A 13314-nucleotide genomic window follows, 5' to 3' on the forward strand; every position below is an offset into this window, starting at 1 on the left:
TCGGAGCGGTCGTGGACAACCCTGAGATCATCGAATCCCCGATGGGACGCATGAACGTCGACCGGAACGGGAACGTGCTCTTCCTCGACGAGGAGCGGCTGAACCGCAAGGAGCAGCCCGACAAGCCTGTCCGGCGGAACCGCCCGCGTGGCCTGGGAGTCAAGGATCTCCTCGTGTCCTGCGTGGGCGCAAAGCCGGTGAACTACGGGCTCTTCACCGCGGCGTTCCGGCTCCTGGTCAGGTGCATGAAGAGATTCCTGAGGCGTCCGGGGATCGGCCGGAACCTGTTCCGCCGGGTCATGATGGTGGGCCCGGTCGACGAGCCGTCCGGATACACCAAAGGTGTCTGGCTGCCGCTCGACGTCGATCTGTCCGACCACTCGGGGAGCGAACGTGTGCCCTGGGACCTACTCGAACAGGCGATCCGCTCGTCCACCTACATCGGGGGCCTGAACCGGTGCATCTGCCGGGAGACCTTCGGGTGCAGCGACTTCCCGCACGACATGGCCTGCATGTTCTTCGGCCGGAGCGGCGAGGTCGTCGTCAAGAACGGGATCGCCGAGCGGCTCACACCGGAGCAGGCGCTGGAACGCGTGGCACGCGCCAAGGGCCTCGGCCTGAACGCCGAGGCGGTGCACGTCGAGTTGGAACAGTATGTCTGGGGTCTCAAGAACCAGGACATGGAACAGTTCCTCGAGGTGTGCTTCTGTTGCCCCTGCTGCTGCGTGGCGATGAAGTTCTGCCGCGAGGGGACCCGCGACATCAAGGACCGGTGGACTCCGAGCGGCTGGACCGCGACCATCGACCAGGACGCCTGCATCGCGTGCGGTTCCTGCGCACCCGCCTGTCCCCAGGAGTGCATCGGCTTCGACGAGGACGGCGTTGCCAGCATCGACCAGGAGCACTGCATGGGCTGCGGCTACTGCGTGGCGGCCTGCCCGGCGTCCGACTGCATCAGGATCCGCCAGACGATGCCCATGCGCGACTCCATCCACGACTACTTCCTCGCCGAGGACGGCTTCGATCTGAAGGCCGGATACTGACCCCCTGCCGGCCCGGCCATGAGGCCACCCGCCGCGCGTGAACCGAAGGGAAGCGGATTGTGAGTGAGATCACCCTGATCGACATCAAGGAGAACATCCTCGCCGACAACGACGAGGCGGCCGCCAGAGTCCGTGCCGCTGCCGACGCGGCCCGGACATGCCTGATCAACGTGATGGCCTCGCCCGGGGCCGGGAAGACGAGCCTGATCCTGGCCACATTGGATCGCCTTGCCGGAGTGCGGGCCGGGGTGATCGAGGGAGACATCGACTCCCTCGTCGACTCGGAGATCTTCGCGTCGCGGGCCGTGCCCGTCGTCCAGATACGCACCGGCGGCGCCTGCCATCTGGACGCCCCCATGGTCGAACCGGCCCTCGCGCGACTCGACATGGGAGGCATGGACGCCGTGTTCGTCGAGAACGTCGGCAACCTGGTCTGCCCGGCGGAGTTCGACATCGGCGCCGACGCGCGGGTCATGCTGCTGTCGGTGCCCGAGGGGGACGACAAGGTGCTCAAGTACCCGCTGATGTTCAGCGTGAGCGATGCCCTGGTCGTCACGAAGACCGACTATCTCGACGGCCCCGGCTCGGACTTCGACGTCGCGCGGCTCACCGAGCGCGTGCGGGCGCTGAATCCGCGGATCGCGGTGTTCCCCGTCTCGGTACGAACCGGGGAGGGCATGGCCGACTGGGTGAACTGGGTCGACCGCCTCATCGGCTCGAAGACCGGCCTGTGACATGCGGCGCCCGGTTGTCGATCAGGATCAACTGGCCGACAGGGAGCGTGCCCTCTCCGGGCTCCGCCGCCTTGAGATCGAGTTGACCCAGATCTGCAATCTGCAGTGTGACTACTGCTTCGTCACGCGGAACCTCCAGCAGCCGACTACGCGACCGATGGCCGAGGAACTCCTTGAGGCCATCGCGGCCACGGTCTCGACGCTCAGTTCCCCCGAGGGGGTCGAGGTGGTGCTCACCGGGGGTGAGCCCCTCAGCTGCTGGCCCTCCGTCGTGCGCGCCGTGGAGATCTTCGCCGGAGCGCTCGGCCCTCGGCTCGTGGGGGCGAGTGTGCTGACCAACGGCACACTTCTGCGTCCCGACCGGGCGGCATGGCTCGCCGAGAACCGCGTCCGGGTGACGGTCGGGTTGGACGGCACCCAGGAGGTCCACGACGCGCATCGCCGCAACAGCGTCGGCATCGGATCATGGCGACGAGCCTTCCGGGGAGCGTCCTCGCTGGTGGACGAGGGCATCGTGCCGGATGTCTCGATGGTCGTCGCAGACGGCGACTGCGCGAGCCTTTCCCAGGGGATCGAGTGGGTGTGCGACGCCCTCGGCCCGGCGACGCTGTCGGTGGTGCCGGCGGCGCCTCCCACGCTGGGCGGGTCGGTCCCGCGGCCGGGGCCGGAGGAATGGGCGGAACTGATCGTGGCGCTGCACGACCGGGCCCGGACGACGGGCACTCGTGTCGCGCCCGTCGCGGACGTGGTCGACGCGATGACCGATGGCGTGCCGATGCTGCATTCCGACGACGGCGCGTGGGGCGGATCCATGGCGGTGGACGTGCACGGCAACGCCGGGCCCAGTCTCGAACTGCTCAGTGCGGGTGTCGGTGCCGTCGCGCTCGGCTCGCTCGACCTGGCATCCGGGCCCTTCCAGCGGTGGCGGGACCGATCGCCCGCTCGCAACGCGGAATGCCGTGAGTGCTCAGCCCTGGGGCTCTGCGGCAACGCGTCCATGTACGCCAGCACGGCTGCGGGGGGATCGCCGGCGGCCCGTGACCCGTGGCACTGCCGCATGCAGCGGCATCTCGTGAACGCCCTGGAGGGATGAGCCCGGCCTATCGCGGAGCGCGCTCGTCCGGCGTCCAACCCACGAGGCGAAGGCTGCCACTCACGTGTTCCCGTACGCGATCGGCGGGGCTCGTCGTCACCACGCCGTAGACCATGCGCAGCGTCAGCAGTACCTCGTCGACGGTCAGTGAAGCGGGGACGAGGCCCGCCTCGTGTGCCGCGCCCAGCGGTTCGGTGAGCAGTTCGCGCAGACGTTGCGTCCCGTCGTAGGCGGCGAGTCTGCCACGTGCGTCCACGGCCATCTCGATGAAGGCCGACACCTCGATCGTCAGATCCACCAGGCGGCGCCACAGGTGCTCGAAGGTCGCGGAGTCGCCGGACGCGGCGATCGCCTCGAGCTCGTTGAAGTTCTCGTCGAAGACGGTCAGGGCCAGATCGAGCCGTGTGGGGAAGTGCCGGTACAGCACCCCCTGGCCCACCCCGGCCCTCCGGGCGATGGCGTTGAGGGGGACGTGATATCCGCGCTCGGCGAACAACGACCGGGCCGCCGCGAGGATCGCCCTGCGGTTGGCGGCCGCGGCCGCAGGACCTCGGTTGATTCCGTTGCCTCGCTGCGTCGGGTCAGGCATTCTGGGAGTGTATCAATCCGGACAGTGGTGTCCGGTACGAGCAAAGGAGCAGCCATGTCCGAGTCCTTCGACCACACCTTCGATGTCGTCGTCGTGGGGACCGGGGGTGCGGGGTTCGCGACCGCGCTCGGTGCGGTCGACTCCGGCCTCAGCGTCCTCATGCTGGAGAGCACGGACAAATGGGGCGGCAGTACCGCGATGTCGGGCGGCGGACTGTGGCTGCCCAACAACCCACTGATGCAGCGCGCGGGCGTGGCCGACTCCCGTGAGGAGGCGCTCGCCTACATGGAGGCCACCATCGGGGACGTCGGCCGAGCGACGTCGCGTGAGCGCAAGGAGGCCTTCGTCGACGGTGTGGCCGATCTCGTCACGACCGCGCAGAAGCACGGCATGGTCTTCTCGCGCGCAGCGGACTACCCGGACTACTACCCGGAACTGCCGGGCGGGAAGATCGGCCGAGCCATCGAGACCCGTCCGATCAACACGAAGGTCATCGGGGAGTGGTGGGACACCCTGCGTGGCGCCATGCCGATGCCCGCCAAGACCGACGACGTCTGGCTCATCCAGCGCGCCTGGTCGACCCCGGCCGGCTTCCGGCGGGGCGCACAACTGGTGTTCCGAACCCTGGGATCGGTGGTGCGCGGTCAGCGCCTGGCCGGCATCGGGGTCGCGCTGGCGTCCTCGTTCCTGCAGGCCGTGGTGCTGCGCAACCGGGTGCCGCTGTGGCTCGACAGCCCTCTGGAGTCGCTGGTCGTCGAAGACGATCGGGTCGTCGGCGTCCGCGTCCAACATGAGGGACGATCTGTGGCCATCAGGGCCAAGCGGGGCGTCATGCTCGCAGGTGGCGGCTTCGACCACAACGTCGCCTGGCGTGAGAAATACCAGGGGATCCACGGCGATCCCTCGGGTAACCCGGGCAACCTCGGGGGGCCCATCGCGGCCGCCCAGGACGTGGGCGCCGCCCTGGAACTGATGGACGATGCCTGGTGGGGCGCCTCGGTGGCCCCCGCGCCGGGCGGCCAGCCGTCGTTCATCGTCGGAGAGCGCGCGCTGCCGTACACGATCATCGTCGACGGCTCGGGCGAACGCTTCGCCAACGAGGCCGAGTCGTACGTCGATCTCGGGCACCACATGCTCGCCCATGACAAGGACGGCGACTACTGGATGATCTGCGAGGTGCGGCACGCCATCCGCTACCTGCGCACGTTCGCCCTCGACCCGAGGAACAACAAGGCATCGGCGGACGCCGGCCTGCGGTTCACGGCGCGCTCGATCCCCGAACTGGCCCGCAAGCTCGGCATCGACCCCGCACGGCTCGAATCGACGGTACGGCGGTTCAACGGGTTCGCCCGCGCCGGCGTCGACGGTGACTTCGGCCGGGGCAACTCCGCCTACGACCGCTACTACGGTGATCCCACCGTGCACCCGAACCCCTGCCTCGGCCCGCTCGAGAAAGGCCCGTTCACGGCGTTCAAGGTCGTCATCGGCGATCTCGGGACGAAGGGCGGGGTCGTCACGGACGCCGACGCCCGTGCGCTGCGGGAGGACGGCACGGTGATCGACGGCCTGTATGCCGCCGGGAACAACTCGGCGTCCGTGATGGGCCACACCTACCCCGGGCCGGGGTCGACCATCGGCCCGGCTGCCGTCTTCGGGATGCGCGGGGCGCGGCACATGGCCACGCGGTCCGCGTGACCACGCCCGGCGCCGACGCGTGTCGGGAGGCTGCTGGTGGTCCGGTGCCGACCCGGTCGCGTCTACGTGGCCCGTGTGATCGCAACCCGCCGGGCGCTCGGCCATGGTTCGTGCGTTCCCGCAGGCGGCGTGTCCGTCCCGCGGGTGTCGTGTGCTCCCGCGGGTGCTGTGAGGCCCGCGGAAAGTCCGGACGCCCGCGTGAGGTCAGGCGGGCCGCGTGAAAGCGCTCCTTTGCGAGCGGGGGCGAGCGGGGTGGCGGGATCAGCACGCCGGATGGATCGGCCGTCCTACCGGGCGACGGGCCTGCGTCCTGCCCTGCTGCGCAGCCCGCCGTCGACGAACCCCGCGACCTCGGCGACCAGCTCGGACGGGGACCAGGTGACCTCGGCGCGGTCGGGGCCGTACCAGTCGAGCGCGATGTCGAGGGGGCGTCCCCAGTTGGCCGAACGGTGCTGCTCGGTCTCGAATGCACGCGCCAGTTCCGCACCCGTGCCGAATCGCACGGCCCAGGGCAGATAGCGTCCGAACTCGGCCGAAGCGGCGCGGGTAGCGATGTCCTCCGGCCTCAGGTCGGCCAGGGCGGTACGAAAACGCGTGACGTGGGTGCGGGCGTCGTCCCCCGCATCGGTGTGCTGGGTCTGCCTGCGGCCTCGTGAGGCCAGCAGGATACCGGCGGCGCCCAGCAGGAACCCGCCGATGACACCACGGAAATCGCCGCTGGCCAGCCAGTCGATCAGCATGTAGGCGGTCGCGAGGAGCCCGATGACGAGCAGGATCGAACCTGTCCAGCCCCAGCGGGAATGCCGGTTGCGCTCGTCGTCGTGGAACCAGCCGCGTTCGCGGAGTTCGTCGACGAGCTGCCTTTGCGCCACTTCGAGGGGACGCTCGGGCAGGGTCGCCATGCTGCTGAGCGTGATCATCCGGACCGACGCGCCGTCGGAGACATCCCCGAAGGGGACGGTGAGCAGCGTCCGTTCGTAGTCGAGGAGGTCGTCGTCGGCCGGTCGGTCGGTGCGGCGGATCACCCAGTCGTGGCCGCGCCCGTGATCGTCGGTGAGGGCGGTGATGCGAAGGAAGCCCCGCGAGGCCAGGTGAGCCAGGGTGACCCGTACGTCCTTGGTGCCGACGTCGCCGTCCACCAGGGGGCCCGCGAGGCCCGGGGTCACGCCGGTGGGAGGCTCGAACGGCCGATCGGGGACGATGAGCCCGGGCTGCGGCTCGGAAGCGGCGTCATGGCTTGTGTCGCGGATGCAGAGCACGGCAAGGAGCGCGCCGAAGAGCGCTACGCACCCGACGATCAGCACAATCAGCTCAAGCTCGATCACCACGACCTCCACCGTCTACTCTACGGCCCTGGTGCGACGCCGGGATCCGGCCACGCCGCTGGTGGGCGACTGCCCGCGAGCGGCGGGTTTAGGCTTACCTGGTGAGCCAATATGCGTCCTTGAACCTGCCGCTCCTGCATGCGGGCAAAGTCCGCGAACTGTACGCGCTGCCCGACCCCGATCGCATGCTCATGGTAGCCACCGACAACGTGTCGGCCTTCGACTTCGTCCTCGACTCCCTCATCCCCGACAAGGGCGTCGTCCTGACCCAGCTGTCACTGTGGTGGTTCGGCCAACTCGCCGGTCTGATTCCCAACCACATCGTCGAGGCCGACGTGCCCGCCGCTGTGACACGCCGGGCCGTCGTCGTCGAGAAGTTGCGCATGGTGCCGGTGGAGGCGGTCGCTCGCGGCTACCTGACCGGCTCGGGGTGGGCGGAGTACCAGCAGACCGGCACGGTGTGCGGAGTGACGCTGCCGGCGGGGTTGCACGACGGATCGCGACTTGCCAGGCCGATCTTCACCCCCGCCCGCAAGGCGCCCCTCGGGGAACACGACGAGAACGTCACCTACGAACAGATGTGCGAGTTCGTCGGTGAGGAGACGGGCGAGAAGATCCGGGACGCCACCATCGCGATCTACGAGCACGCCGAGCCCATCGCGCGGGAGCGCGGCATCGTCCTGGCGGACACGAAGTTCGAGTTCGGGCTGCGCGGCGACGGCACCCTGGTGCTCGCCGACGAGGTGCTGACACCCGATTCGTCCCGCTTCTGGGACGCGGACGCCTACGCGTCCGGACGGCTCGTCAGCTTCGACAAGCAGTACCTGCGTGACTGGCTCGTCCACGACTCGGGATGGGACCGATCAGGGGGGACACCCCCGCCGCCGCTGCCCGACGAGGTGGTCGCGGCGACCCGCCAGCGCTACCTCGACGCGTATCGCCGCTTGACGGGCCGTGAACTCGACTTGGGTTGAGACGCGATAGGCTGCCGTCATGACCCGTGTCGTCGTCGATGTCATGCCCAAGCCCGAGATCCTGGATCCGCAGGGCAAGGCAGTCACCAACTCGTTGCAGCGCCTCGGCCATCGCGGCATCGAGGTGCGCCAGGGCAAGCGGTTCGAGATCACCGTCGACGGTGAGATCACCGACGCCCGCCTGGCCGAGATCCGTGAGGCGGCCGAGAAGCTGCTCGCCAACACGGTGATCGAGACGTTCGACGTGCGGGTGGAGGACGATCCGCAGCCCGCCGCCGTCGAAGCTGCCCCGGACGCAGACGCACCGGACGACGTCGCCGTGCAGCCGGAGGACGAGGAGGTCGAGGACACCGTGCAGGTCGAGGCCGTGGAGGACGAGGCCGCGCAGCCGGAGGACGAGGCGTGAGCAGCGTCGGCGTCGTCACCTTCCCGGGCTCACTCGACGATCAGGACGCATTGCGCGCCGTGCGGCTGTCGGGTGCCGAGCCCGTGCCGCTGTGGCATGCTTCCGATTCCCTCAGCGGGGTCGACGCGGTGATCCTCCCCGGTGGCTTCAGCTACGGTGACTACCTGCGATGCGGAGCCATCGCCCGGTTCGCCCCGATCATGGACGAGGTGATCCGCTCCGCCGACGCCGGGATGCCGGTGCTCGGCATCTGCAACGGATTCCAGGTGCTGTGCGAGTCGCACCTGCTCCCGGGGGCATTGATGCGCAATGCGGGACGCCGGTTCGTCTGCGGGCAACAGCCGCTGCGCGTCGAGTCGAACGACACCGTGTGGACGTGTGATTTCACCGCCGGCCAGGAAGTCACCATCGCCATCAAGCACGGCGAGGGCAACTACCAGGCCGACCCGGAGACCCTCCACCGGCTGGAGGACAACCACCAGGTGGTGTTCCGCTACCTGGGCAACCCCAACGGCAGCTGCAACGACATCGCGGGCATCACCAACGAGCGAGGAAACGTCGTCGGCCTGATGCCGCATCCGGAACACAGCGTCGAGGTGCTGACGGGCGAGTCACGTGATGGGCTCACCTTCTTCTCCTCCGTCCAGCGGTTCCTGGCGCTGACCGCCTGACCGCTTCCCCGGTTTGTGGGGTGGCTCGTTTCGACAGGCTCAACGAGCGGTCTGCTTGCGGGGAGGCTCGTTTCGACAGGCTCAACGAGCGGTCTGTTTGTCGGGTGGCTCGTTTCGACAGGCTCAACGAGCGGTCTGTTTGTCGGGTGGCTCGTTTCGACAGGCTCAACGAGCGGTCTGTTTGTGGGGTGGTTCGTTTCGACAGGCTCAACGAGCGGTTGGGGTCTCTGACGGGCGGTCCGGTCCCTGAGCTTGTCGAAGGGGAGCTTGTCGAAAGGGCCCTCCGGAGCCACGAACTCAGAGGTCGCCATGCCAGCGGAACCAGCAGACGTCCAGCGGACGGTGGTCGTGCTGGTGACCCACGTGGCGCACGAGGCAGCCGGGCTCCGACAGCTCGAAGGCCGTGAGGTCCGCCGGCGTCCCGGGGCGCCAGCCGAGCGCGAGCAACGAATCCAGCACGCGGTTGTCCCCGAGGATCCCCACGCGTTCGCGTTGATCGGGCCGCAGGTCCAACTCCTCGACGAGCAGCGGGCCGTCGACGCCGGAGGCGTCGAGCCTGGTCACCAACGACCCACCGCGCTGGCCTGAGCGTCCGAACACCAGGGTCTCGCGTTGCAGCAGCCGCGCGTCCGCACCGAGCGAGATGCGGGTGGTCCGTGTGACGTCGGCGCCGTCCGAGACGACGAAGGGCTGGGACTCCCATTCGAGCACAGCTCCGGCACCCAACTCGATGCTGACGTCCCACTGCGAGGAGCCCGGGCCCCCGTAGGCCACGGTGCCGACCGGCTCGACGATCCGGAGCCGGCCTCCGGGCGCGACCACGACGTCGATGCCGACGCTGTCACCGGCCAGCAGCACCATACGGGTGCCGACGATCGCGACCTCCGCGCCGTCGGGTGTCGTGGCGAGAATCCGGGGCGCCAGCACGTCTCCCCGGAGTTCGACCTGCGGCCGATCGGGGCCGGGGGTCACCTGTATGCGCGTGCGCACGTCCGAGGCTCAGTGCTGATGGGCGTGCTCGTGCCCGTGGGCATGCACGGTGCCGTCCGCATGGGTGTGGACCGTGCCGTCGGAATGCGAGTGCGGGGCCATCGGGCCCGGGTCCACCGGCACGTGACGGCCACTGCGGAAGCTCGCCAGGCAGTCACGCACCCACTGCTCCAGCGCGGTGATGGACGAAGGATCCTTCCGCGAGACACCGAGCACGGGACGATCCCCGCGCACCTGGCGTCCCTCGGCGATCATCCGGTCGACGTCCACGTCCACGAACGGCCCGAGATCGGTCTTGTTGATGACGAGCAGGTCGGCCCGGGCGATGCCCGGCCCACCCTTGCGGACGACGTCGCCGCCGCCCGCGACGTCGAGGACGAAGATCTGCACGTCGACCAGGGCGGGGGAGAAGGTCGCGGTGAGGTTGTCGCCCCCCGACTCGATCAGGACGATGTCCACGGGGGCGAAGTCGGCCTCCAGGTCCTCGGCGGCGAGCAGGTTCACCGTCACGTCGTCGCGGATCGCGGTGTGCGGGCAGGCGCCGGTCTCCACGGGCCGGATGCGCTCGGGATCGAGTACGCCGGCCGCCTTCAGGAAACGGGCATCCTCGTCGGTGTAGATGTCGTTGGTCACCACGGCGAGCGAGAGGGAACCGGCCAGTTGGCGGCAGATCGTCGCGATGAGCGAACTCTTGCCGGTGCCGACGGGGCCGGCCACCCCGAGACGCATCGCGCGGGCGGGTGCTGTTGGGTCAGGCACGGAACAACCTTTCTGTCGTGTGGGCGTGACGCTCGGCCCACATCTCGATGTGCGGCGCGGCGTGGGCGGGGATCTGCTCCGGCTCCGTGAGGCCGGCCACGCGATCGGCCATGGCGACCACGTCCGGGATCAGGTCCCTGGTCAGCGCCGCCACCTGCACGGGATCGGTGGGCTCGAGCTTGAGGAGGGCGGAGGTCGCCGACTGCACGTCGTCATACCCGACCAGGCAGGCGACCTCGTGGCCGGACAGTCCGGCGCGCGCGGCGGTCATGCCGAGGGCGACGGCACGGCAGTGCCGGGCCGGGCGCCGGTCGTCCGACGGCCACAGGGCAGCCAGGAGGCGACCGTGCCCGCGTCCGAGCTGCAGGGCGTTGTCACGCAGGACGCGGCTCGGGGTGCGGGCCGCCCAGGCACGTTCCACCCGGGCAAGATCGTCGCCCGCCAGCTCGGTCGCGCGGGCCACCACCGCGGTGGCGGCCTCGACCTCGGTGACCGTGCCGAGCCGGGTGCGCACGTACGAGGCGAGGTCGCTGATCGGCATCCCGGCCTGGAGAGCGGCCTCGAGCCCCGCCGACTGGGTGTGCGTGCCCACGGGCAGGCGCACGTCGGCGAGGAACGCCAGGAGCAACCCCGACATCGTGGCTCCTTTCCGCCGGAAGATCAGTACAGCGTGTACAGCTGAGCGGCCGGCAGCACCTCGGCCGGGGCCGGTTCGATCCGGACGCCGTCGATGTCGATGGCGAAGGTCTCCGGGTCGATGTCGATCTTCGGCGTCGTCGCGTTGTTCTTCAAGTCCGCCTTCGTCACATCCCGGGTGCTCGCCACGGGTAGCAGCTCCCGGCGCAGGCCGAGCCGGTCTGCCAGGCCGGCGTCCAGCGCGAACGGCGAGACGAACGAGACGGACAGGTCCGGCGCGGCCGGGGCGGCCAGCGTGGGCCGTTCCAGCGTCGGCTGCGGGGTGGTGATGGACGCGTTCGGGTCGCCCAGGCTGCCCCAGACCACGGCCCCGCCCTTGATCACCATCTCGGGCCGCACGGCGAAGAAGCGCGGATCCCACAGCACGAGGTCGGCCATCTTGCCCGCCTCGACCGAGCCGATGTACGCGTCGACGCCATGCGCGATGGCCGGGTTGATCGTGTACTTGGCCACATATCGGCGGGCCCGCTCGTTGTCGGCGGGCAGGGAGCCGCCGAGCGAGCCCCGCCGGGCCTTCATCACGTGGGCGACCTGCCAGGTGCGGGTGATGACCTCACCGATCCGGCCCATGGCCTGGGCGTCCGACGAGGTGATCGACAGTGCACCCATGTCGTGCAGCACGTCCTCGGCCGCGATCGTGGTCGCGCGGATGCGGGACTCAGCGAACGCCAGGTCCTCGGGCACCTTCGGATTGAGGTGATGGCACACGAGCAGCATGTCGAGATGCTCGTCCACGGTGTTCCTCGTGTGCGGCAGCGTCGGGTTCGTCGACGCCGGTAGCACATAGGGCTCGCCGGCGAGCTTGAGGATGTCGGGGGCATGCCCGCCGCCTGCGCCCTCGGTGTGGAACGCGTGGATCGATCGTCCCGCGATCGCCCGGATCGTCGACTCGACGAACCCGGCCTCGTTGAGCGAGTCGGAGTGCAGGGCCACCTGCAGACCCCACTCGTCGGCGGCGCGCAGGGCGGCGTCCAGCGCGGCGGGGGTCGAGCCCCAGTCCTCGTGCACCTTGTAGCCGCCGGCCCCGGCGAGCGCCTGCTCGGCGAGCCCCTCGGCGCTCACGGTGTTGCCCTTGCCCAGCAGCAGGACGTTCACCGGGTACGGATCCATGGCCCGATGGATGAGCCGCAGGTGCCAGGGTCCTGGGGTGACGGTGGTCGCCTTCGTCCCCTCGGCGGGCCCCGTGCCGCCCCCACCGAGCGTCGTGATGCCGGTCGACAGCGCCTCCAGCGTCTGCGACGGCGAGATCATGTGCACGTGCGAGTCGAACCCGCCGGCCGTCAGGATCTTGCCCTCGCCGCTGATGATCTCGGTGGACGGCCCGATCTGCAGGTCGGGATGCGTGCCGTCGCTGATGTCGTGGTTGCCAGCCCGCCCCAGGGCCACGATCTTGCCGTTGCGGATGCCGACGTCGGCCTTGACGATGCCCCACCAGTCGAGGACGATCGCGTTGGTGATGACCGTGTCGGGGGCGCCCTGCGCGCTGGTGGTGCCGCCCTGGAGCATCGACTCGCGGATCGACTTGCCGCCGCCGAAGACCGCCTCGTCCCCGCCGACGGTCAGGTCCTGCTCCACCTCGATCCACAGGTCGGTGTCGGCCAGGCGCACCTGGTCGCCGGCCGTGGGTCCGTAGAGCGATGCGTACTTCTCGCGGGAGATCTCCATGTCAGCCCTCCTGGGACTCGTTGTCGGACACACCGATCGGGCCGAGTTCGCCGCCGTCGGTCTTGCCGAGTTGCAGCCCGGGGACGCGCCGCAGGCCGCGGATGGTGACCGCCTGGACCGTGCGCGACACGCCCGGCTCGAACCGGTGCGAGGTGCCGGCCGGAATGTCGAGGCGGAACCCTAACGCCTTGTCGCGGTCGAAGTCCAGGGCGGAGTTCGCGTCGGGCAGGTGCAGATGCGACCCGATCTGCACCGGCCGGTCACCGGTGTTCGTGATGGTCAGCTCGATGCGTTCCTCCGGGCCCCGGTCGGCGTTGAGTTCCACCGTCCCCGGCCGGACGCGGATCGCGCCGGGTCCCTCGGCGGAGGAAGCTCCGATCGGGTGATGCAGGGTGACGAGTTTGCGTCCGTCGGGGAACATGGCCTCCACCTGCACGTCGGTGATGAGGTCGGGCACGCCGGGCATGACGTCGTCCGCGGTGAGCACCTCGCGACCCGAGCGCATGAGCTCGGCCACAGTGGCGCCCTCACGAGCCCGTTCGATGACCCAGGAGGTCAACAGCGCCACGGATTCGGGGTGATTGAGCTTGATCCCGCGCGCCTGCCGGTCGCGGGCGACCATGCCGGCCAGCGCCAGCATGAGTCTTTCCTGGTCGCCTGGGGTGAGATGCATT

Annotated in this window: 12 protein-coding genes and 1 pseudogene; 6 read left to right on the forward strand and 7 right to left on the reverse strand. The window is 69.6% G+C overall.

Going from position 1 to position 13314, the window contains the following annotated elements; translation table 11 throughout:
- The first annotated feature begins 11 nt into the window (after positions 1-11).
- The 3 genes from FB473_RS18350 to FB473_RS01460 are packed head-to-tail and all read left to right on the forward strand — an operon-like array spanning position 12 to position 2870.
- Positions 12-1043, forward strand: a complete 1032-nt coding sequence (locus FB473_RS18350; protein WP_167164167.1) for a 4Fe-4S binding protein — start codon at positions 12-14, stop codon at positions 1041-1043.
- A gap of 59 nt (positions 1044-1102) precedes the next feature.
- Positions 1103-1777 carry a hydrogenase nickel incorporation protein HypB gene (gene hypB, locus FB473_RS01455; RefSeq protein ID WP_167164169.1) on the forward strand — a complete coding sequence of 225 codons (675 nt, stop codon included), beginning with the start codon at positions 1103-1105 and terminating at the stop codon, positions 1775-1777.
- A gap of 1 nt (position 1778) precedes the next feature.
- A complete protein-coding gene (locus FB473_RS01460) occupies positions 1779-2870 on the forward strand; it encodes a radical SAM protein (RefSeq protein ID WP_167164171.1) in 1092 nt (363 codons plus the stop codon).
- A gap of 7 nt (positions 2871-2877) precedes the next feature.
- Here FB473_RS01460 and FB473_RS01465 read toward each other — a convergent pair whose 3' ends face one another.
- A complete protein-coding gene (locus FB473_RS01465; protein WP_167164173.1) occupies positions 2878-3459 on the reverse strand; it encodes a TetR/AcrR family transcriptional regulator in 582 nt (193 codons plus the stop codon).
- Between the two features lie 54 nt (positions 3460-3513).
- Here FB473_RS01465 and FB473_RS01470 point away from each other — a divergent pair, with 54 nt between their 5' ends.
- Entirely contained in the window at positions 3514-5154 is a 1641-nt protein-coding gene (locus FB473_RS01470; RefSeq protein ID WP_167164175.1) for an FAD-binding protein, read from the forward strand.
- Positions 5155-5441: 287 nt separating this feature from the next.
- On the opposite strand, the gene FB473_RS01475 is transcribed toward FB473_RS01470, so the two are convergent.
- Positions 5442-6479, reverse strand: coding sequence for a DUF2207 family protein (locus tag FB473_RS01475; protein ID WP_167164177.1), 1038 nt, complete (start codon positions 6477-6479; stop codon positions 5442-5444).
- A gap of 119 nt (positions 6480-6598) precedes the next feature.
- On the opposite strand from FB473_RS01475, the pseudogene FB473_RS01480 reads away from it, so the two are divergent.
- Positions 6599-7859 (forward strand): annotated as a pseudogene (locus FB473_RS01480) (phosphoribosylaminoimidazolesuccinocarboxamide synthase).
- Positions 7856-8530: a phosphoribosylformylglycinamidine synthase subunit PurQ gene (gene purQ, locus FB473_RS01490; RefSeq protein ID WP_167164183.1), complete on the forward strand. Its 675-nt coding sequence runs from the start codon at positions 7856-7858 to the stop codon at positions 8528-8530. The pseudogene FB473_RS01480 and the gene purQ overlap by 4 nt, the downstream one beginning before the upstream one ends.
- A gap of 297 nt (positions 8531-8827) precedes the next feature.
- Here purQ and FB473_RS01495 read toward each other — a convergent pair whose 3' ends face one another.
- From FB473_RS01495 to FB473_RS01515, 5 genes are read right to left on the reverse strand one after another with little or no spacing between them, the layout of a single operon-like run.
- Entirely contained in the window at positions 8828-9520 is a 693-nt protein-coding gene (locus FB473_RS01495; protein ID WP_167164184.1) for an urease accessory protein UreD, read from the reverse strand.
- A 9-nt stretch (positions 9521-9529) separates the two neighbouring features.
- On the reverse strand, positions 9530-10279 hold the full coding sequence (gene ureG / locus FB473_RS01500) for an urease accessory protein UreG (protein WP_341770000.1): 750 nt from the start codon (positions 10277-10279) through the stop codon (positions 9530-9532).
- Complete coding sequence (locus tag FB473_RS01505; RefSeq protein ID WP_167164187.1) at positions 10272-10916, reverse strand: urease accessory protein UreF; 645 nt, start codon at positions 10914-10916, stop codon at positions 10272-10274. Before FB473_RS01505 ends, ureG begins: the two co-directional genes overlap by 8 nt.
- 23 nt (positions 10917-10939) lie before the next feature.
- A complete protein-coding gene (locus FB473_RS01510; RefSeq protein ID WP_167164189.1) occupies positions 10940-12640 on the reverse strand; it encodes an urease subunit alpha in 1701 nt (566 codons plus the stop codon).
- Between the two features lies 1 nt (position 12641).
- Positions 12642-13313, reverse strand: coding sequence for an urease subunit gamma (locus FB473_RS01515; RefSeq protein WP_167164191.1), 672 nt, complete (start codon positions 13311-13313; stop codon positions 12642-12644).
- Position 13314 lies beyond the last annotated feature (1 nt).

The sequence above is a fragment of the Brooklawnia cerclae genome (genome assembly GCF_011758645.1).
GTDB lineage: Bacteria > Actinomycetota > Actinomycetes > Propionibacteriales > Propionibacteriaceae > Brooklawnia > Brooklawnia cerclae.